General features: G+C 35.1%; 16 protein-coding genes. 13 read left to right on the top strand and 3 right to left on the bottom strand.

The window, feature by feature from the left end:
• Window positions 1-469: 469 nt before the first annotated feature.
• Entirely contained in the window at window positions 470-796 is a 327-nt protein-coding gene (locus tag CVN76_RS14560) for a hypothetical protein (protein ID WP_100531861.1), read from the top strand.
• An 89-nt stretch (window positions 797-885) separates the two neighbouring features.
• On the opposite strand, the gene CVN76_RS14555 is transcribed toward CVN76_RS14560, so the two are convergent.
• Window positions 886-2,079, bottom strand: coding sequence for an MFS transporter (locus CVN76_RS14555; RefSeq protein ID WP_100531860.1), 1,194 nt, complete (start codon window positions 2,077-2,079; stop codon window positions 886-888).
• A 322-nt stretch (window positions 2,080-2,401) separates the two neighbouring features.
• Between CVN76_RS14555 and CVN76_RS14550 the strand changes: the two genes are divergently transcribed.
• The 10 genes from CVN76_RS14550 to CVN76_RS14505 all read left to right on the top strand — a co-directional run bounded on the left by CVN76_RS14550 (window position 2,402) and on the right by CVN76_RS14505 (window position 16,637).
• Window positions 2,402-4,270 carry a T7SS effector LXG polymorphic toxin gene (locus tag CVN76_RS14550; protein WP_100531859.1) on the top strand — a complete coding sequence of 623 codons (1,869 nt, stop codon included), beginning with the start codon at window positions 2,402-2,404 and terminating at the stop codon, window positions 4,268-4,270.
• Between the two features lie 26 nt (window positions 4,271-4,296).
• Window positions 4,297-4,770 carry an SMI1/KNR4 family protein gene (locus CVN76_RS14545; RefSeq protein WP_100531858.1) on the top strand — a complete coding sequence of 158 codons (474 nt, stop codon included), beginning with the start codon at window positions 4,297-4,299 and terminating at the stop codon, window positions 4,768-4,770.
• Between the two features lie 166 nt (window positions 4,771-4,936).
• Window positions 4,937-5,056 (top strand): suppressor of fused domain protein, encoded by a 120-nt coding sequence (locus CVN76_RS31805; protein WP_232732242.1) that lies wholly within the window; start codon window positions 4,937-4,939, stop codon window positions 5,054-5,056.
• A 1,083-nt stretch (window positions 5,057-6,139) separates the two neighbouring features.
• Window positions 6,140-8,269: an ATP-binding protein gene (locus tag CVN76_RS14535; protein WP_198512561.1), complete on the top strand. Its 2,130-nt coding sequence runs from the start codon at window positions 6,140-6,142 to the stop codon at window positions 8,267-8,269.
• A gap of 7 nt (window positions 8,270-8,276) precedes the next feature.
• Complete coding sequence (locus CVN76_RS14530) at window positions 8,277-8,903, top strand: hypothetical protein (RefSeq protein ID WP_100531856.1); 627 nt, start codon at window positions 8,277-8,279, stop codon at window positions 8,901-8,903.
• Window positions 8,893-9,546 (top strand): HNH endonuclease, encoded by a 654-nt coding sequence (locus CVN76_RS14525; RefSeq protein WP_157805667.1) that lies wholly within the window; start codon window positions 8,893-8,895, stop codon window positions 9,544-9,546. Before CVN76_RS14530 ends, CVN76_RS14525 begins: the two co-directional genes overlap by 11 nt.
• A gap of 21 nt (window positions 9,547-9,567) precedes the next feature.
• On the top strand, window positions 9,568-11,007 hold the full coding sequence (locus tag CVN76_RS14520) for an Eco57I restriction-modification methylase domain-containing protein (protein ID WP_198512560.1): 1,440 nt from the start codon (window positions 9,568-9,570) through the stop codon (window positions 11,005-11,007).
• A gap of 559 nt (window positions 11,008-11,566) precedes the next feature.
• Window positions 11,567-12,859, top strand: coding sequence for an AAA family ATPase (locus CVN76_RS14515; RefSeq protein ID WP_100531854.1), 1,293 nt, complete (start codon window positions 11,567-11,569; stop codon window positions 12,857-12,859).
• Window positions 12,860-12,866: 7 nt separating this feature from the next.
• Window positions 12,867-13,574, top strand: coding sequence for an HNH endonuclease (locus CVN76_RS14510; protein ID WP_100531853.1), 708 nt, complete (start codon window positions 12,867-12,869; stop codon window positions 13,572-13,574).
• Between the two features lie 252 nt (window positions 13,575-13,826).
• Window positions 13,827-16,637, top strand: coding sequence for a DEAD/DEAH box helicase (locus CVN76_RS14505; RefSeq protein ID WP_100531852.1), 2,811 nt, complete (start codon window positions 13,827-13,829; stop codon window positions 16,635-16,637).
• A gap of 5 nt (window positions 16,638-16,642) precedes the next feature.
• Here the strand turns inward: CVN76_RS14505 and CVN76_RS14500 are convergent, their stop codons facing one another.
• Window positions 16,643-17,056: a (deoxy)nucleoside triphosphate pyrophosphohydrolase gene (locus CVN76_RS14500; RefSeq protein WP_100531851.1), complete on the bottom strand. Its 414-nt coding sequence runs from the start codon at window positions 17,054-17,056 to the stop codon at window positions 16,643-16,645.
• A 119-nt stretch (window positions 17,057-17,175) separates the two neighbouring features.
• Between CVN76_RS14500 and CVN76_RS14495 the strand changes: the two genes are divergently transcribed.
• Together CVN76_RS14495 and CVN76_RS14490 are read left to right on the top strand one after the other, a co-directional pair.
• The gene (locus CVN76_RS14495; RefSeq protein WP_100531850.1) at window positions 17,176-17,502 is read left to right on the top strand and encodes a nucleoside triphosphate pyrophosphohydrolase; all 327 of its coding nucleotides are present in this window, start codon (window positions 17,176-17,178) and stop codon (window positions 17,500-17,502) included.
• The gene (locus CVN76_RS14490; protein ID WP_100531849.1) at window positions 17,495-19,909 is read left to right on the top strand and encodes a DEAD/DEAH box helicase family protein; all 2,415 of its coding nucleotides are present in this window, start codon (window positions 17,495-17,497) and stop codon (window positions 19,907-19,909) included. The genes CVN76_RS14495 and CVN76_RS14490 overlap by 8 nt, the downstream gene beginning before the upstream one ends.
• Window positions 19,910-20,044: 135 nt before the next feature.
• Here the strand turns inward: CVN76_RS14490 and CVN76_RS14485 are convergent, their stop codons facing one another.
• Window positions 20,045-20,944, bottom strand: a complete 900-nt coding sequence (locus CVN76_RS14485; RefSeq protein ID WP_100531848.1) for a DMT family transporter — start codon at window positions 20,942-20,944, stop codon at window positions 20,045-20,047.
• Window positions 20,945-21,014 lie beyond the last annotated feature (70 nt).

The raw sequence follows: 21,014 nt of genomic DNA, 5'->3' as shown, positions 1-21,014 counted from the left end.
AACTGACCGGCCATATGATTTTGTTATCATTATGCCAGTAAAGGAGGCGGTGGGAATATCGATCCTAACGTATCTTCTTGTTGGCTTGTATATGACCGGAAAAGGTTATTATTTAGACGGACACGCTCCAGAAATATTGGTTTTTGGAAGTATGGGTTTTTAGAGCTTACTGTATTAATTCAGGCGGTTTGAATGCTAGCTTTACTAGAAGAATTGTCGAGTAAGCACCTAAGATCGGCGGAAAGTACAGCAAATTTCATCAAGCGCAGCTTCAATGGGTGTAATATATCAAACCTCTGACTTTTGTCAGGGTTTTTTCATTTATGGGGATCCAAGTATCGCAGAAGCAAGCTGGAAGTTCCGAATGTGAAATTCCCTATTTCATTTTTGGAACTGACCGGTCATGTTATTTTGTTATCATTATGCCAATACAAATCAGTAATCGAGGGTTTGGGGGAGGCTTAAGAAGATGCTAACAGAAAGTATGAGTGTCTATTTATATGAGCCGTTTTACATATCGATTTTATTGCTGCTGCTTGGAATCGTATATATAGGTATTTTAGTATATAGTTTTACAAAAGTTACATTTACTATCCTAGGCTATGGTTTAATGGGAATATCGATCATAACGTATCTTCTTGTTGGCTTGTATATGACCGGAAAAGAATATTATTTAGATAAGGATGCTCCAGACATATTGATTTTTGGAAGTTTCGATTTTTTAGAGCTTACTTTATTAACCTATCCTTATATATTTCTTACCTTGGCGGCGGTTCTCGGTAAAAAAGGCGAGTAATTAAATCCTTGCAAAGTAAAAGAAGTATCAAAGAACTCCATGTTCTTGATACTTCTTTTTTCTTATTCATGACGTTCGTAAGCTTTCTCTTACGCTGCCTTCTTTTGTTGTTTTTGGTCCAAGCGATAACTTAGGAACGTTAGCAGACTTGCACAAATGGCAACGAGCCCACCGACCCATGTCACATTCAGCAAACTTCCCTGATGGTAAACGACTCCGCCGAGTGCGGAACCAAAGGCGATACCGACATTGCTTGCGACTGGCATCAGGGAAGCGGCCAGCCCCGTAGCTTTTGGTTGATAAATGCCGGCAAGGTCTATCAAATAAAGCTGGGTGGAGGTTGTTAAAAGGATGGCCATTAATGACATCAACCCAATATTAATCAACCCAATGATCAAACTATTCGTGGTCCAATATAAACCGATCAGAACGACTGCCTGCACGAGGAACACGAACCGGAGGCGTCCGATCGCATTGTGGCTGGCAATTTTCCCGGCGAGTATGTTGCTGAAAATGGAAATGAATCCGTAGCCGAACAGTATCAAACTGATGGAACTGCTTGGTGCTTCCATTCCTTTCAGGATCGGAACAAGATACGTATAAACGGCATACGTCGCGCCAAAACCAAGAGATGGAATGAAAAAAGCCATCAAGATTCGCGGATGTGTCAGCAAAGCAAATTGCTCACGCATTGAACTGCGAACGGTACTGTGCATAACAGGCAATACGAAAAAAGCTGCCAAAAACGCAATAGCTCCGAGAAAAGTCGTTAACAGGAAGGAGGCATTCCAATTGTACCAATCAGCAATGACCGTGCCTATCGGTACCCCAATCACGTTTGCGAGCGTAAAACCGCCAAAAACGAATGATATCGCCAGTCCGCGTTTAGCAATCGGCATGGTTTCACTGGCAACAGTCATCGCAAGCGAAATCAACACGCCTGTTACGATCGCCGTCAGCATCCGAAGGGCAAGGAGCATGGTGTAGCTCGACGAAAACACGCATAAAGCATTCAGGATGATGAACGAACCGATCAGAAACAACATCCATTTACGCTTTGGAAAATGACTTGTTGCCGACATCACGAGCGGTGTAGCAATGGCAAATGTAAGCGCAAACGCAGAAACGAGTGTACCTGCTTTGGCATTGGTGATATGGAGACTCGAGGAAATATCGGTCAAGATCCCGACGATGACAAATTCGCTTGTCCCGAGAACGAAGGTTAATAAAGTAAGTGTTAAGATGAGCAACCAATGTCGCTTCGTTAATTCTGTGGTGTGCATAAAAACCTCTTTTCTTAGCTGAATGTAAATGTGTGTCACAGAGCAGATAAACAATTTACCTATCATACCACAAAACATTTTTACGTGGAAAACCCTCGCTTAGTTAGCTTGGGTTATTTTTTGGTAAAAATTCATTATTTTACTGTAACTTGTGATGTTTAAAAGGGAGAATCCCGTGATTTTTCAAGAAATCCCCTTCATTTCTTGAATAAATGAAGAAACTCTTCTAAACTATATTTAATCCACAATTTAACAGTAGATATAATCCATACATACGAACGAAATCCAGTTAGTAGAAAAGCAGTTGAAAGGACTTTCCACTATGTCGCTGATTTACGAATCTCAAACACTTGTATCTGCCATGCAAAAGCGTGTCGGACAATATAAGGACCTGAAAGAACAGCTTACGGAATTGAAAAAAGGATTTCAAAGCATCGTCCATTTGGATAATGAGCTGCAAGGGCAAGGCGCGGAGGCCATCAAAGGGTTTTACCAAGCGCAGATCGATGTCGCCGATGCCTGGTTGCGCCTGATCGAGCGGCAAATTGCCTTCTTTAGTGGCATTCAAGGCGATGCAATCGAAGCGAACTTGAATGAAACCGTGGTCACGGTCCCTTTTTTAGAAGGAGAACTACAAAACGCCAATCGCCATGCCAAGGAAATGGTCACGGCCCAAAAAAATGACCTAAAAAAAATCTTTTCAGAAATTGATGACATCATTCAATTACAGTCTTTTTCCGATGACACGTTCTTTGACAACATCGAAAAAGCCGAAACGAAACGGAACGAAACGATCCACAAAGTAAACGAAATCGACCACAAGTGGACAGCTGAATACGCCAAATCCGAACAAGAACAAGCCGCATTAACGGCACTCATGGAGCAACTGGAAGCATCCAGCACAAGGGGAGGACAAGTATCCCCGCTCTACTTTAATGCAACAGCCTACAAAAATAGCGAAGCCTATAAAAACCTGGAAGTAAGGAAGCAAGAAACCGCACAATATCTCCAGGTGAAGCAAGCGGAAGCGGAGAATCGCCGAATCAAAGACCTGAAGGCCCAGCTCGATCGTGTCACAGATCCAGACGAGTACCTCAAAATCGCCAAGCAAATCGGCTACGAAAACCTAGCACCCACCCAGCAACAACTGGTCATGCAGCTAGAAAACGCCAAACAAACCGCAGACATCGCCAAAGGAATCGGCGTTGGCCTGTTCGACGTCGGAAAAGACTTCGTCACAGGCATTTATGACCTCGTCACAGACCCAATGCAAGCGGTCGAAGGCGTAGCAAACTCGATCCTGCACCCGATTCAAACCTATAAATATATCTCCAAAGCCATCTCGGATTCATATGAACGAGACATGATAAATGGCGACGCCTACTCCCGCTCCCACTGGGTAACCTATGCCCTCGGAACAGTCGTCACATCAGTGGTTGGAACAAAAGGCGCAGGAGCCATAACGAAGACAGGCGTAGCCACAACCAAAGCCGCCGCAGTAAAAGGCGCAACGAAGGCAAAAGAACTCGCCACCATCCCTAACCTATTGCCCTACAACCCAAAAAACCAACTGTCGATGGCAGGCGGGGTGCCTTATAATGTGGTTGATGGGGTTGGGTTGAAGGAACGGTTGGTTAGGATGGCTAGGGTGGAGTGGAAAGTTAATAAGGGCACGGGTAATGGAAGTAAGGGAGTAAGTGAAGCTAATTTTAAAAATATAGACGAGTTTATTAATGGAAGTAAGAACTTTGATAACGTTATAGATGACTATGCAAAAGTATATAAAGAACATGTGGAATCTAATAGACCATGGTCTTGGGATGATAATGTTCCAGGTGGAGATAGTTTATCTTCATCTCAAAGAAGAAAGATAAAAGAAATGGCAATATCAAATGGTCATATTCCCAAAATAACTGTAAATAAAGTAGAAGGTATGAGATATGGATTTGCTGATTTTGCAAGTGCGGATCTTGTTAAGGAAACAGTTCATCTGCCTGAAGAGTTTTGGAAGTTGTCAGATAAACACCAATTTAAATGGTTAGATGAACAAATTGGTGGAACTCAAAAGGGAATGACTTGGCATCATACGGAAGTGCCTGGTAAGATGGAATTAGTTCAATTTGGCATTCATAATATCACACCTCATAATGGTGGAAGAACAAAAGGTATGTGGGCAGATGCTCCAAGATAACATAAAATTGAGGAGGTATAAGTATTATGGAAATTAAAGATGGTTCTGTTATTTATCCAGTACCAGACGATACTTTGTTATCTGAGAAAGAAAGAAAATGGAGAATTAAATTACCTAGTGCATATAAAGAATTTATTAAAAAGAATAATGGAGCTGTTCCGATAAAAGATAGTTTCGTCTGTAATAATCATAGTTATGTCATAGATAGGTTTTTGTGTATACTAAAAGTGACTGGCCAAAGTGATGATGAATTTTATGATATTGGTGTTGTTAGAACGCAGTTAGAAGAGAGAATTGTTTTTGATGAAGATTTAGTAGGGGTAGAATTATTGCCAATAGCAGTTTTATTTGCGGGTGATTTTGTATGTTTAGACTACCGAGGGAATAACGAAGAACCTTCTGTTTGTGTTTGGAATCATGAAGAGTCTGCAGATTTATACCCCGTGACTTATTTTGCGAGTAATAATTTTGAAGAGTTTCTAAAAACTTTAGCTAAATAATAATGAGAAGCATTAGATAAAGGATTTGATTCTTGTATCTAATGCTTTTTATTTTAGTTTATTAATGAATTTTTAAAGTGTTTATAGAAAATATTGGTTAGTAGTAATGTAGTAGGAAAAAAGTGGTAGAACTAGGGAATTCGGTCAATTTGAAATAGTTGTAAAAATGAAAGGTCAAAACCATTATTGGCCTATTGGGTGGCTAAGGAAAGTAGCTGATATACCACATATTTATGATGGATGGCTTGCAGAAGGGGGTATTCTTCCAAATGGAGAACCCTCATAGCCAGTTGAATCAAATACAAAGTTATTATGCATAATGGCATGTTGTCCCCAAGAATATGAGATAGATAACATTCGTATTAAATAGGACATATCTATATACTAGTTCCAATTTATGTAGAAGAAATAAATCTTACATTTGAAAAAGGCCAGGAGTACTTACTTAAAAGAAAGAGTGAGAAAAGGATCTAAGATATATTGGACATACATCAGGAAATTGTTGGTATATAGTATAAGTTGTAGACAGGGAAATGAAAGGAAATATTTTTAGATAAGTTTTATTAGTATAAAGAAATAAATTATGAAAATAAGAACGATAACTAGGTAAGGGGAATTTTCTTAATTTATAAAATAATCTTACAGGGAAAATTACGAATTAATAAAAGATCGTTTGGTTTCGTATTAGGTTTGTCCTGAAATATTCATAAAGCTAACAAAAAAGCATTTGATTGTCTTTTAGATAACAAGTGTTCTTTTTAAAGTAGAAAATCAAAAAGCAGTTAAAATTAAATTCTATGAGAAAATAAATGCTTCTTTTATGAAATTCGAAATTCACGAAAGATGTACATCATTGAGCGTTATTGGAGGGGATTTAGCAGGGGTGTATTACAAACTTTATTTGATGCAATTGGTTGATATGTTTTAACTTTATTCTACAATTACTAAATGCAGATGACGATCTATGGCCACAAGAGTTATAAGATATAGATAGATGGGGATAACGAATTTTTTTGTCCTTATATGAATTGTAACAAGTTGGTGTCGATGGCTCTCATAATTGTATGTCTAATTTCCTTACAGATCACATATCATAAATAAAGATAGAACTATAGTATTATTAAACAGGATGATGGTAAGACATCAGGTTAATATTAGATTTAAAACTGCCGATAAATTATTTATGAAGGAGAGAATACAATTTATTAAATTTTATAAGGTGAACCGTAATATCGGTAACTACCTACTGTTTGTAAAAATAGTAAAATAAGTATTTTTAAAATTAAAAAGTATTATAAGGTGTAAATAAAAGTATATAATGATTTTACAAAACTATTATTATTCATTCTTAGTATACTGGAGTGATTGGGTGGAGAATCTTAAATTTACAATAGAAGATAGAGAAATTGCTGAATTGTTGGGAAGACAGAACTTTAGTACTAAAGAATCTGCAATCTTTGAATTACTGAAAAATAGTTATGATGCAGGAGCTAAGACTTGTGATATTTATATTAATAATGATCATATAAAAATTATAGATAATGGTAATGGAATGAATGAATTAGATATAAAGCAAAGTTGGATGCATGTTGGTAAAAGTAATAAGGGCTATAAAGATAAAAATAATAATAGAATTTTAACAGGATCAAAAGGTGTAGGAAGATTTGCTTTAGCGAGATTAGGGAATAAGGCAAAAATTATATCAAAAAAAGAAAACAATATTCCAGTACATTGGGAAACGGATTGGATTACTTCTGGTTTTAAAGAGTTAACAGTTGAGTTTAAAACGGGAACTTATATAGAGATTACAGATTTAAGAGATAAATGGCGATTGAAGGATATAGAGAATTTAAAGGCATTTCTTAATAGAGCTTATAAAAGTGGAGATATGAAAGTATTTGTTCATTTTAATGAGGATAAACCGTTTCAGATACAGTCCATATTTAAAGATTTAAATATGGGTGTTAACTATAGTTCGAAAATATTATTAAATTATGATAGTGAAAAAATGGAATTAACAGTGACTACAGAATCAGATGAGTTTAATCAAGAAATTGGTAAAATAGTAGATAGCAATTTTGCTAAACACTATAAAGAAACTTTTAGTATGGAAAACGAACTAAAATCTGCTAAATCTAGTGAAGATTCGCATTTTTACCTTACACAATTAGGTGATTTTAGTGCTGAATTTTATTTTTATTTAGAAAAACAGACTAATGATATAGCAAAAAAATTTATGTATAAATACAATGGATTACTTGGTATAGATACAAATATTGCTCTATATAGGAATGAATTTAGTATTTCTTCTCTTGAAGGAAAAAAGGACTGGCTTGAAATAGCTTCCCGTGCTAGAAAATCTCCAGCGGCAGCCACTCATCTATCAGGTAGTTGGAGAGTTCGCTTAAATCAAATTTATGGCTTTGTGACAATTGATAAAGTAACAAATGATAATTTAAAAGATATAGCTAATAGACAAGGCTTAGAAGAAGATGAATTCTACTATTCCTTTGTTGAAATTATACATTTTGGAATAAGTAGATTCGAGAAATATAGGCAATCAATTATTAGAAAAATAGTTGAAAAACAGAACACAGAAAATAATAAGAATAAAGAAGAAAAAAAGAAATTAAATGAATTTTTGAAAAAACCATCAACTGTAACAAAAATGTCAAAGCAAGAAATTGTTTCACTAGTTACTGAAATAAAAGATATTCAGAGAGAAGCAATAGAACAATCAAAAGTATATAAAGAAAGCGAGCAAAAGCATAAATATGATGTTCGAATTTTAAACGTCTTAGCTACGCAAGGTTTAAGAGCAAGTGCTATTGCACATGAATTACAAAATAAAAGAAATGCATTAAGTACAGGGTACCAAGATATTATAAGTGCGTTGGAGGAATATGGATTTTGGGAAGAGTTAAATTCAGATGAATGTACTAGAGTTGCCTATAAGAATGTACCTAAGACTTTGAAAAATTTAGAAGAAATTAATCTTAAATTAATAGCATTTTTAGATTTAATTCTTAATAAAATCGAAAAAAATAAATTTAATTCTAAAATTGAATCAGTTGAAAATGTGATAATCAAAATAATAGATTTATGGAAACAGCAATATAATTGGCTGGATTTTAATATCCAAATAAGTGAAATGCCGAGAGTATACAAATTTACTGATGATGTATTAGAAGTTATTTTTGATAATTTGATATTAAATAGTATCCAACATAATGAATTGAAAGATAGACTAATAATAAAAATAGTAGCAGAAGTAAATGAAGATTTAATTAGTTTGAAATATAGTGATAATGGGCGTGGTTTAAATAGGAAATATAAAAATGATCCAGGGCGAATATTAGATGTGCATGAAACTTCTAGAGAAGATGGTCATGGTTTAGGTATGTGGATAGTTAATAATACTTTACATATGTATGGCGGTAAAGTTATTGGAATATATGGAGAAAATGGTTTTAATATAGATTTATCATTAAAGGGGTAAGTGTAAAATGAAGAAGATTATTAATATTTGTTATATTGATGATAGAATAGACAATATATTAGATAGATATTTGGATGTATTCTGTAAAGAGCACAATCAAACAAATGAATTTAAATATCATTTGGCATTTTCTGATTACACATTTGAAAGTACAGATAATTATAAAACCTTATTAAGTAATAGTATCATAAACAGTTCAAATATTATTATTATTGATTCTAGGTTATTTGAAAACGAGAGTTCTAGCTTAAGTAAATTTACTGGAGAGCAATTTAAAATCATATTAAGGCAAGTTCTACCGTTTATTAAAACTATTGTAATTAGTCAAAATGCTTCCAGTTCTGATTCTCTAACTATAAGAAAATTTCAAGCTAATGGGTCGATGGATTTAGCTGAAGCTAGAGAATATTATGATAAGTATTTAGCGCCAAAAATAAAAAGGAATATTTTGTCTATAATCGAAGAGTTTGAAGTACTAAATCAATTAACTCTTGACAATGAAGTTGATTCTGTATTGATAGGAACAATACAATCTACAATTGCAGGGATTCACGATACAGCTTTATTTGAAAAGGAAGATTTGGATAAGTTAATTGGACTCTTTAATGAGGTTAAGATTAAGTATGATAACTAAGCATAAAAAGGATTATAGAAATACATCATATAATGAACTAGATCATTCTTTAGGAGAAAAAAAAATAAAATTCATGGATGAATTTAAATTGGATTTTCCTAGAGCTTGGAATATATATAATAACATTAATAAAAATGGGAAAATTTATAATGTGAAATTCAAAAACTTATATTACAATAAATGCGTTTATTGTGGAATAAGTACACAAGTGATAAATTCCTCTAATTTTGAAGTGGATCATTTTATACCAAAAGCCGTTTTGGATTTAAATTTAGGATATGATAAAAAGCATATTCAAGGTATAAAAAATTTAGTTAACAGTTGTACAATGTGTAATAGAGGGAAACTAGATTTTTTATGTAACTCTGAGGCTTTATATATGTTGCATCCAGATAATAATCAGTTGCCTCTAATATTTAATCGTAAAACTGATTTGTCAATAGAAATAAAAAAAGAATATGATGATAATGATGTAATTAAAGAGTTTTATACTAAATTAAAATTAAATAATCAATTAAGAAGGTTAGATTATTTGCTAATGGAAATGAAAGATTTTTGTGATAAGTATGAAGGAGAGCCAATTATTAATGAAATTCAAAAGCTTATTCTTAAAATTGAAAGTAAAAGAAGAAAAGATTATTAATTTTATTGTTGGTGAAACATTGTGAATAGTAAATGCCAAATTTTCACCCCTGTACCATATGTAAAGAAAATGTTAGATGCTATAAATTATGAAGGAAAACAAATTGTAGGAAAATATATTTTAGAGAACTCATGTGGTGAAGGGAATATTTTAATAGAAATTGTGAAAAGATATATTGAAGCATCGATAGATCTTCATCATTCAACAGAAGAAATAAAAGAAGATTTAGAGAAATATATATTAGGTTTTGAAATTGATAAGAATGTTAGTGATATTTGTATTAAGAATCTGAATAGGGAAGTTAGTAAGTATGCTATAAAAGAGGTAAAATGGAAAATTATTAATACAGATTATTTAAGATATGATCTTGAAGGAAAAATGGATTTTATTGTAGGGAATCCCCCTTATATTATGTATCAAGGATTAAATTTAGAAGATAGAGTGTTTATAAAACAAAATTTTACATCATGTTGTCAAGGGAAATTTGACTATTGTTATGCATTCATTGAGAAAAGTATAAAAGAGCTAAGTAATATCGGGAGAATGTCTTATATAATTCCAAATAGTATTTTTAAAAATGTATTTGGTAAAAGAATAAGAAACATTATGAAGAATACTCTTGAAAAAATATATGATTATAGGGAAAGTTCAATTTTTGGTAAAGATATCCTAACCTCACCAGCAATTATATGTATAAATAATCAAAAACAAGAGAATTCAATAAAATATTATGACGTTGATAACGACCAAGTTCTTTTAATTGATAAAATGTTGTTAATAGATAAATGGTTATTTTCATCTAATGTAAGTGCTGGTTTTTATGATAGTTCAAAAAAATTTGGGGATTTTTTTAAAGTATCTAATAGTGTAGCAACTTTATTAAATGAAGCATACTTGATTGATAAGAGTACTATTTTATATGAGAACGAATGTTTTATAGATATAGGAGGTTTTCGTATAGAAAAAGGAATACTTCGTTGTGCTGCTAGTCCTAGAAGTTTTTCTATAAATAGAGAAGAATATATTATTTTCCCTTATGCTTATATAAATAATAAATTGGAAAAGTATGAAGAAGAAGCTTTTAAAATTAATTATCCAGGAGCATACGAATATTTATTAAGTGTTTCTGAAGGGTTGAATAAAAGAAAATCAGATAAATCTGCGAAATGGTTTGAATATGGTAGAAGTCAGGCTCTTCCATATTTAAATCAAGAAAAGATTTTAATATCTTCTGTAATCACCAATGAGGTTAGAGTCCATCGTCTTGATAAGAATACAATACCCTATTCGGGATTTTATATCATTCCGTTAACTGATAAGAATTTAGATGTAGCAGAAGAAATCTTGACTTCCCCTGAGTTTTATTCTTACTTGTCCATCAGAGGAATAAATGCAAATGGTAAATCTCTTAGGTTTTCTGTAAATGATATATTAAACTTCCCTATGAATGAACTAATTTAAGTTTAAAGTCTACTCAAGTCATAAAAATGGAGTTCAGGGATTCTTTCCGAACTGCATTTTTTATTGGTTTGATGTCATAATTACTAAATGTCCTACTAGGTTAATTTAATATCATATTTTTGATATTTCTTGATTTTAATGGTGATAAAAGCCAAATCTAGGACTAGGAATATAGGGACATGTAAATAAGTGGATTTGGATTTTTGATCATTTTACTTTGAATACAAATGAGTAATTAATTGGTATCCTCCATTTAAGTCCACCCCTAAAGGCTTTCAACTCCCACTAGTATGCATGAATTCTGAGAAGATATAAGATCTCCATGACTTGGAGCATCATAATAATGGGTATGTATACAATTTTTTCTGAAAACTCCACATATTTTCGTTAGGGGGTCATTTAAAGTTAGGCGTAATAAACTTTTAAAAAAAGTTAATAATTATGTTATATTATTCAGTTAAAAGGAAAGGATTAATTCTATAAACTAAACATTTTAAAATATATTAATTTATTCAATTATAAAATACGTATTTGTATTAATTGAACAGGAGGTGCATTCATGAAAATTCTTGAGTTATTAATGGAAAATTTTCACGGTTTTGAAAAGCGGCATATAAATTTTTCGGACCAGTTTACTGTACTTGTCGGTGATAACGGTAGTGGTAAGACTGCTGTTCTAGATGGCTTGGCTGTTACATTAGGTTCCTTTTTAAGTGGATTGAATGGCGTTCAATCCAGGCATATTAGGCGAGATGAAATATACCGCAAAATATATATACATGGTGGTCTATCTGATGTTCAAATGCAATTTCCTGTTAGGGTAACTAGTAAAGGTAGGATAGGAGGAAATATATTAGAGTGGTCAAGAGCAGTAAACGGAAAGCAAGGCTCGACAACAAGTAAAAATGCAAAGTCAATTATTGATTATGCTTCTAAACTTCAAAAAGAAGTATCAAAAGGTGAACCAGTGATACTTCCGGTAATATCCTATTACGGAACTGGTAGACTTTGGGTGCAAAAGAAGGAAAGAATTGAAGTTAAAAGAAAAGTTGATAGGCTAGAGGGATATTCATATTGTTTGGATCCTGCATCTAATGAAAAGCATTTCTTCCGTTGGATGGAAAAAATGACCTATATTGAGCTGCAAAGAAAAGAAGCTCCTCCTGTCCTTAAGGCAGTACGACAGGCAATTACAGTTTGCATGCAGCAATGGCAGACACTTGAATTTGATGTTGATTCAGAGGAGTTAAGAGCAATTGGTCATGATAATACTGCAATACCATTTCGGTTACTTAGTGATGGAATTCGCAATACAATTGGTCTTGTTGCTGATCTTGCACATAAAATGGCTCAATTAAATCCAGCATTAGGTGAGCTAGTTGTTGAACAAACACCAGGTGTTGTTCTAATTGATGAACTTGATCTGCATTTGCATCCTAGTTGGCAACGCAGAATTGTAAATGATTTAAAACGTACTTTTCCAATGGTTCAGTTTATAACAACTACACATTCTCCATTTATTATTCAATCACTTGAAGAAGGAGAACTCCGACGTCTTCATGAAGTAGATGATGATGAGGTAGTTAGCAGAGAAGAATTTGTAAACAAAAGTATTGAAGATATTTCTGAGAATGTAATGGAATTAAAAGATGTACAAAGAAGTGAAAAGCTTAATGAAATGTATAGAGTAGCACAAAAATACTATAAACTTTTACAAGAAGGAAAAGATATTTCTAGTATAGAATTAGAAAAGGTAAAACTTAAACTAGATCAGTTAGAATCAATGTACAGTGAAGACGTGGCTTATTATGCATTTTTACAAATGGAGAGAAAGTCAGCTGGATTGGAGTGAGAACAGGATGAGACCAATTGATAAGGGGACTATTCCATTAGATCAAGAGGGTAACCCAGTTCAGTTAGAATTTTATCAACAATCAAGGGGACATTTAATTACTAGATTAGGGGCATATTGTTCTTATTGTGAAAGATATTTAGGAGGTAATATTGCAGTAGAACATATACAACCAAAATCAAAAAAACCAAATTTAGAATTGGATTGGGAGAATTTTTTAATTGCCTGTAATAATTGTAATTCTATCAAAGGAAATAAATCTGTAATTCTAAGTGATTTTCTTTGGCCTGATAAAGACAATACTTCATTGGCTTTCATATATATATCAGGAGGATTAATTACAACTCCCGCAAACCTTACACCAAAGATTTTGTCTATGGCCAAAAATACCATAAAGTTAACAGGACTAGATCGTGTACCTAGCGACGATCTTAATATTAACTCAGAAATGAAAGACAGACGTTGGAGCGAAAGAAGAACAGCTTTATTAAGGGCTGAACGAGCTAACCAGAATTTACTAATGACTAACACCAAATCAATGAGAGACCAAATAGTTGATACAGCTCTAGCAACAGGCTTTTTTTCAATTTGGATGACGGTTTTTCAACATGATTCAGATATGCTTCAAAGATTTATACTTGCATTTCAAGGAACAAGTAAAGGCTGTTTCGATTCTAAATGTACTCCTATAAACCGACCAGGTGGAAATATTTAATGTTTTTAAGAGGGGATAACTGTGGAAGGTTATATCCTCTTGTTTTGCAGTTATAATACTTCCGTTTTTACTAGAAACTACAGTGGAGTTAGTATAGTTTTATGGACTAAATTAATTATGCAGCTGACCTTGTTAGCTGTTTTTTCATGGGAAATTATTTGTTTTGATAATCTAAAGATAAATGTTAGACAAATTATGCAATCTTTTATTATCTGAAACATTCTCTAATATAACCACAGTCAGGAGCAAATCATGAGCATCGAGAAAAAGCTAATTGTCAATTCAGACAAGGGTAATTTATTAAATGAATTAATTTCTTCTATAAATGAGTGTGAAAGGTTTTATTTCAGCGTCGCTTTTATTAATTATAGTGGTCTTCAGCTTTTATTGGATACTTTCAAGAACGCGGAAAAAAGGGGAGTAAAGGGGAAGATTATTACTTCTACTTATCTTAATTTTACTGAAGCGAAGGCTTTAAAGAAAATAAATGAGTTTAGTAATATCCATTTGAAGATTTTTGAAACAGATAAGGCGATTGGTTTTCATACGAAAGCGTATATTTTTGAATGTAAGGATCGTTATAAGGTGATTATTGGTTCTTCTAATATTACTCAAAGTGCTCTTAAGAGTAATATTGAGTGGAATGTGGAGATTATTGCTAAAGAGGATGCTCAATTTTTGAAAGATGTACTTAAGGAATATGATGGCTTATGGAATAGTAGTGTCGTTGCCGATGACAATTTTATAGGTAAGTATGAAGAGTTTTTGAGTAAATTAAAGAGCTATACGAATACGCAGCAATTTATTTATGAAAGCTCTGAATATATCATTCCTAATAACATGCAAAAACGTGCGGTTGAAAACCTTGAAAGAATTAGATCGTTTGGGGAAAAGAAGGCCCTAGTTATAGCGGCAACAGGTACTGGTAAAACGTATATGTCTGCTTTTGACGTAAAGGGATTCAGGCCTAAAAGATTATTGTTCATTGTACATAGAGAAGAAATATTAAAAAAAGCAAAAGAGACCTTTGAAAAGCTCCTACCAAATGAAAAGCTGACGTCTGGATTACTGACTGGAAATCAAAAGCAAAAAAATGCTGATTATATTTTCTCCACCATTCAAACTTTGTCTAAATGCTATGAGGAATTTAAACGAGACGAATTTGATTATATTATTTTTGACGAGGCTCACCATGCAACAAGTCCTAGCTATCAAGCCGTGCTAGAATATTTCAACCCTCAGTTCACATTAGGAATGACAGCTACTCCAGAGAGAAGCGATCAACAAAATGTTTTTGATCTATTCGATAATAATGTGGCATTAGAGGTTCGTTTACATGAGGCTTTAGAGGATGAACTGGTGATTCCCTTTCATTATTTTGGTATTACTGACATTGAGGGAATTGATTTAAGTGATGTAGATATTGACGATGTAGCGGAGATAACGAAGCGATTAAAGGTTAACGAGAGAGTCGACTTTATTATTAAGAATATGAATTTCTATGGCCATGACGGGGACAAAAGAAAAGGTCTAGGGTTTTGCGTAACCGTTGAACACGCACAATATATGGCCCAGGAATTTAATAATAGAGGGATACAAAGTATCTGTTTATCTGGAAATGACTCAGTTGAGCTGAGATCACATTATATAAGTAGATTAGAAGATGACCAGGATGACTTGGAATTTATTTTCACCGTTGATATTTTTAATGAGGGTGTGGATATTCCTTCAGTAAATACCGTTTTGATGCTTAGACCAACTAATTCTCCGATTGTTTTTATTCAACAGCTAGGACGAGGACTTCGTAAGCACAAAGACAAGAGTTTTCTAACTGTCCTTGATTTTATCGGCAATCATAGTAAAACGTTCTTAATCGCCATCGCATTAAATGGAAGCCGTTATTACGATAAAGAGAGCTTGAAGGTTGCGATTGCGACTGGCTTTGCCAACATTCCAGGTTGTACACATATTCAAATGGATAAAATCTCGGAAGAACGGATATTAGCGCAGATTGATAAGGAAAACTTTAATTCACTCAAATATTTGAAGGAAGAGTATTTTGAATTTAAGAAAATGAATCAAGGTAAAATTCCTTTATTATTAATGGATTATATGAAGTTTGATGGAGCTCCCGATCCGATTAAGTTTATTAATCGTGAAAAAACCTATTTGCAATTTGTAGCTAAGGTAGAAAAAAACGATTCCTTGAAAAGGCTATTACTGGACGAAGCATTTGAAGGTGTATTAAGGGAGTTATCAAGTAAGCTACCTTTAAAGCGAGTGTATGAGTTTGCGATTGCTAAATATCTATTGGATCATGATGAGATTTCTTTAGAAACCGCAAAACATGAGATATTGAAGTTAGTTAAAGAGGTAGATGAAGATAGCGTATTGCATGCCTTGCAGTGTCTAAATCAGGATTTTTATGATCCTGGTCAGAAAAAGAGGAACTTAAAGTTATTTGCTTTTGAAAATGGTCATTTATCTAAGACATCAACTTATGAGAGGGTTCTAGAGAATGATGAATATAGAGCATATATCGAGGATCTTATTATTTATGGAGTATTTAGATATGAAAAGGAATTCAAAGAAGACTACTATGGTGTGCCACATTTGAAACTGTATGAGCAATATCAAATGGGTGATGCTGCATTATTATCAAATTATCGCAAAAGTCATAGTGCTTTTAGAGGTTCTGGTTTACTTTCAAATGGAAATGACTATTTCTTGTTTATTGATTTACACAAGGAAGAGGATATAAAAGAAAGCATTAATTACCACGATGAATTTATAAACGAGCGGATGTTTCAATGGCAGACACCAAATAGTACAGCCCCAACCTCTGAGAGAGGGAAGAATATTGTATTCAACCAGGATAGAGGGATCCATTTACATTTATTTATTAGAAAGTATAAAGAAATAGATGGAAAGACAGAACCTTATATTTATATCGGGAAGGGTAACACCGTAGAATATGAAGGAGAAAAGCCAATTACCGTTAAGATGGAATTAGAGGATGAAGTCCCAGCTGGTTTATATACGGAGTTCACGAAAAGAGTATAGTCTTCTCATTTGAGAAGACTATTTTTTTCATTGATCAATTGCTCCACAGCTGGAATATCAGCAGGAGCCCATTTTAGAGAGCTTAGATTCTCGCGCTTTAGCCAAATTAGTTTAGAGTGCTCATTGGCTGTTGGGGTACCTCCAATGATTCTACATTTTATAGACAGTAGGTTAATGATGAAGGTTTCATATTCATGCGTAGTATCATTAAAGACTGAAGTCTCCGTTTCAACCTTGCATTGTAACTCTTCATCAATCTCTCTTTTTAAAGCAGTAAAAAGATCCTCGCCTTTTTCTACTTTTCCACCTGGGAATTCCCACATGTTCGGGATGCTCATATCGGGAGAGCGTAAAGCACATAGTATTTCCTCTTGTTCATTTTCAATGATGGCTGCAACTACTTTAACTTGCTTTTTCATGTTATCCTCCTATAGGTTTGCTATGATTAAATCATATCATGATTAAGTGATGTTTGTGATAAATACAAAATCCGGGTAAGTGATATAATTGTAAGAAAACCTTTAAAGGAGGCTATTTTATGCCTATCCACAATAAATTAGTTCGTGATCGGATTCCTGAAGTAATTGGAGCAACAGGTAAGAAATTTATAACAAGAGTGTTAGATGAGAAGGAATACATAGAAGAATTGAAAAAGAAGAGCTTTGAAGAGCTACAGGAATATGTAGAGACTGAAGGTAAAGAGGCTGCGATTGAAGAGTTGGCCGATGTGCTAGAAATCCTTCATGCTCTCGCTGAGTATCATGGGGCTTCTATTGAGGAAGTGGAGGAAGTACGAAAGAGGAAAGCAGCTAAACGCGGGGGATTTAAGGAGAAGATTTATCTGGTTGAGGTTGAAGATGAGTAAGGTCCAATTAATTACTAATCAATTAGGGACACATCTATTGAAGCAGATTGATTCTGCTTCTTCTATTTGTATTTTAACCTCTTTTGTAATGAAATCTGGTGTTCAATATTTGAAGGAAGCATTAAAAGCAGCTGCGGAGCGTGGAGCGGAAATTAAAGTGTGTACCGGCGATTATTTGTTTGTGACCCAGCCAGAAGCATTAAGGATGCTCTTAGAGGTTGATGCAAGGATTGAGGTCAGATTATGGAAGAGTAATGGGGTCTCCTTTCATCCTAAAGCTTACTTATTTCAAAAAGAAAATCAAGATAGCCTGTTCGTTGGATCATCTAATCTTTCACGTTCGGCCTTAAGTAATGGAGTGGAATGGAGTCTTTCTGTTAGTGATGATGAAGCGGTCTTTTCCCAAGGACTGCATCTATTCTTAGAAACGTTTTATAGTGATCAAACGATTCCTTTAAATCAAGAAGCGTTGAAAAATTATAAAGAAAGCTATGAAAAGTTTCTTATCACTAATCCAAATCTTCCTCAAAAGTGGACAGAAACAGAGGAAATGGATTTGATGCTTCCAAGTGATGGTGATGAGTCTTTTCCAACAACAGAGATCATTCATGAACCATCTGTGCCATACGGGAAGATATCTCCTCGATTTGCGCAAATAGAAGCATTAGAGGAATTAAATAAAACGATGGAAGAAGATTATGAAAAGGCATTAGTCGTAATGGCGACAGGGTTAGGAAAGACATATTTAGCTGGATTCTTTGCGCGCAGTTTTAAACGAGTGCTTTTTATTGCTCATCTTGAAGAGATTTTATATCAGGCGAAGAAGTCATTCCAAACGGTTATGCCGGAGGGGCGCTTTTCAATTTATAATGGCAAGGTGAAGGAAAGTGACGGACATACCATTTTTGCTTCGATTTACACGTTAAGCATGCAGCGGCATTTGCAAGTGTTTGATCCTGAAGAATTTGACTTGATTATCGTGGATGAGTTTCATCATGCAGCAGCTGAATCGTATCAACGGGTACTAGATTACTTCAAACCGAAATTCTTGCTTGGAATTACGGCCACTCCAGATAGAAATGATAACAAGGACGTATACGCTATCTGTGGTGGAAATGTTGCGTTCCGGATTGATTTCCTTGAGGCTATTCAACGGAACTGGTTAGCGCCGTTTAAGTATTTTGGTGTGTATGATCATACTGATTATAGTCAGATTACTTGGCTCGGAAATCGATATGATGAACAGGAGTTGTTACAGCTTCAACTAAGAGATGAGATGGCTGAAAAGGTATTGAATGCGTGGAAGGACAAAAGAAAGACTCGTACCATAGGTTTCTGTTCATCGATTAAGCAAGCAGACTTTCTTTCTGCCTTTTTTAATCAAAACGGATTTAGCGCAATTAGTCTGCATTCAAAGCAAAAAGACATGAATCGAGATGAAGCAATCAATCAGCTGGCAGATGGAGTCCTTGATGTTATTTTTACGGTCAATTTATTCAATGAGGGAGTCGATATTCCGGCGGTTGATACGCTGTTATTTGTTAGGCCAACAGAATCTTTAACGGTCTTTACCCAGCAGATTGGCAGAGGGCTACGGCTACATGACTCCAAGGATCATTGCGTTATTATTGATTTAATCGGTAATTATCGAAATGCAGATGTTAAATTTAGCTTGTTTGATACAGATCCGAATAGGAAGGCTAAAGCCATTGAACCGGTTGTTCCGGAGTTATGCGAAATACAATTAGATATCCAAGTTATTAATCTCTTAAAGGAAATGGCAAAAAAGAAGCAGCCTAGACGAGATACATTAGTAAATGATTATTTCCTATTAAAACAGGAGTTAGGAAGAAGGCCATCTTATTTAGAATTACATTTAAAAGGTGCCTCTGAGTCTCCGCAGTATCGTCAAGAGTTCTCTTCATATTATGGTTTCCTGGAATTTGCTAAAGAGCTTTCAGAACAAGAATCAGACATCTTTCACCGCTATAAGCAATGGCTAGTGGAGGTAGAGAAAACAGGTATGGCGAAGAGCTATAAGATGGTCGTTCTACTAGCAATGCTAGAGCGTGGAGAGGATAGCTGGTCCAAGCCCATCACTTCTAAAGAAGCAGCACCCTTCTTTCATAGCTACTTAACAGAAGTAGAGTATCGAAAACAAATCGACTTTAGTGACAAATCCTCTAAAAAGCTATGGAACTACGATGAAGCTGGAATTAGTAAGCTGATTTCAACAATGCCTATGACCAAATGGAGTGGAAGCTCTAAAGGGTTAACTTCTTACGAGGATGATATTTTTAAACTGAACTTTGATGTCAGACCAGAGGATCAGAGGGTTCTGTATAATATGACTAAGGATATATGTGAGTATCGGCTTCATTATCACTTTGAGCGGAAGGCGAAGTAAAAAAATCAATACTAAAAAAGAGACATCACCAGATGGGAATGTCTCTTTCCCTCTACTCGTTCCTTTTTTTGGGAGAATAGCCGGGTAATTACTTAACAGTTGTCAATGCAATCAACCCCTAGCATACCTAACCACTCACCCCTCCCGAGCCACCTCCACCTTCCTTACACGAGCACCCTTCCCAAAAACAACCGAAAGTACCACAATCACAGCGATTACAATCGTAAAATAGGTGATGGATTCATTCAGGAATAGGGTGGCGAATAGGATCATCAGAAAGGGCTGCAGGTATTGGATTTGGCTGACTCTGGCTATTCCGCCCATGGCCATCCCGCTGTACCAGGCGACGTAGGCGAGGAATTGGCTGACGATGGCGAGATAGATGAAGCTGATCCAGGCTTGGATGGGGGCGTGGAGCATTTCGGTTGTCATGCTTAGGGCGACCGGGATGATGAAGAAGGGGGCACCGATGATGATTGCCCAGGCAATCACCTGCCAGCTGCCTAGTTCCTTCGCTAATTTTCCTCCTTCCGCGTAGCTGAGGCCGAGGATGATCACGGCTGTCAGCAGGGCTAGGTCGGCATATTGCAGGGAGCCGAATCCAAGGTGGAGGGCATAGATGATGACGGCCAAGGAGCCGAATGCGCTTGATAGCCAGAATTTGAGCGAGGGGAGTTCGCCGGCCCGAAGCATGGCAAATCCGGCTGTCGCTAATGGCAAAAGCGCCACTTCCACCGCGCCATGGGAAACGGGCAAGGCTTCCATGGCCCACGAGGTGAGGAGCGGAAAGCCTAAAACGGCCCCGACCGCAACGATCAGGAGACTTTTGAATTGTCGGGGAGAGGGTAATTTTTCCTTGCGTATGAGCAATACGACCGCGACTAACATGGCCGCAACGACCGTTCTGCCTAAGCCGACGACCGTCGTTCCGAAATGCTCGACGGCAATCCTTGTAGCAGGGAGCGTTAAGCTAAAACAAATGACACCGACCAATCCTAATAATAATCCGAGTTTTTCTCTTTTTTCTCCCTGCATTCTATCCAGCTCCCATTCTGTTAGTTGTTTCAAATCTGTACCATTTATCAAAATAGTTTTGCTATAATTA

The organism is Bacillus sp. mrc49 (genome assembly GCF_002803435.1).
This window is presented reverse-complemented; position numbering and strand designations above follow the sequence as displayed.

What these genes read in the sequence shown, in the direction of transcription:
- CVN76_RS14560 (WP_100531861.1), top strand. Translation starts at nt 470, where the DNA reads ATGCTAACAGAAAGTATGAGTGTCTATTTATATGAGCCGTTTTACATA.
- CVN76_RS14555 (WP_100531860.1), bottom strand. Translation starts at nt 2,079, where the DNA reads ATGCACACCACAGAATTAACGAAGCGACATTGGTTGCTCATCTTAACA.
- CVN76_RS14550 (WP_100531859.1), top strand. Translation starts at nt 2,402, where the DNA reads ATGTCGCTGATTTACGAATCTCAAACACTTGTATCTGCCATGCAAAAG.
- CVN76_RS14545 (WP_100531858.1), top strand. Translation starts at nt 4,297, where the DNA reads ATGGAAATTAAAGATGGTTCTGTTATTTATCCAGTACCAGACGATACT.
- CVN76_RS31805 (WP_232732242.1), top strand. Translation starts at nt 4,937, where the DNA reads ATGAAAGGTCAAAACCATTATTGGCCTATTGGGTGGCTAAGGAAAGTA.
- CVN76_RS14530 (WP_100531856.1), top strand. Translation starts at nt 8,277, where the DNA reads ATGAAGAAGATTATTAATATTTGTTATATTGATGATAGAATAGACAAT.
- CVN76_RS14525 (WP_157805667.1), top strand. Translation starts at nt 8,893, where the DNA reads ATGATAACTAAGCATAAAAAGGATTATAGAAATACATCATATAATGAA.
- CVN76_RS14515 (WP_100531854.1), top strand. Translation starts at nt 11,567, where the DNA reads ATGAAAATTCTTGAGTTATTAATGGAAAATTTTCACGGTTTTGAAAAG.
- CVN76_RS14510 (WP_100531853.1), top strand. Translation starts at nt 12,867, where the DNA reads ATGAGACCAATTGATAAGGGGACTATTCCATTAGATCAAGAGGGTAAC.
- CVN76_RS14505 (WP_100531852.1), top strand. Translation starts at nt 13,827, where the DNA reads ATGAGCATCGAGAAAAAGCTAATTGTCAATTCAGACAAGGGTAATTTA.
- CVN76_RS14500 (WP_100531851.1), bottom strand. Translation starts at nt 17,056, where the DNA reads ATGAAAAAGCAAGTTAAAGTAGTTGCAGCCATCATTGAAAATGAACAA.
- CVN76_RS14495 (WP_100531850.1), top strand. Translation starts at nt 17,176, where the DNA reads ATGCCTATCCACAATAAATTAGTTCGTGATCGGATTCCTGAAGTAATT.
- CVN76_RS14490 (WP_100531849.1), top strand. Translation starts at nt 17,495, where the DNA reads ATGAGTAAGGTCCAATTAATTACTAATCAATTAGGGACACATCTATTG.
- CVN76_RS14485 (WP_100531848.1), bottom strand. Translation starts at nt 20,944, where the DNA reads ATGCAGGGAGAAAAAAGAGAAAAACTCGGATTATTATTAGGATTGGTC.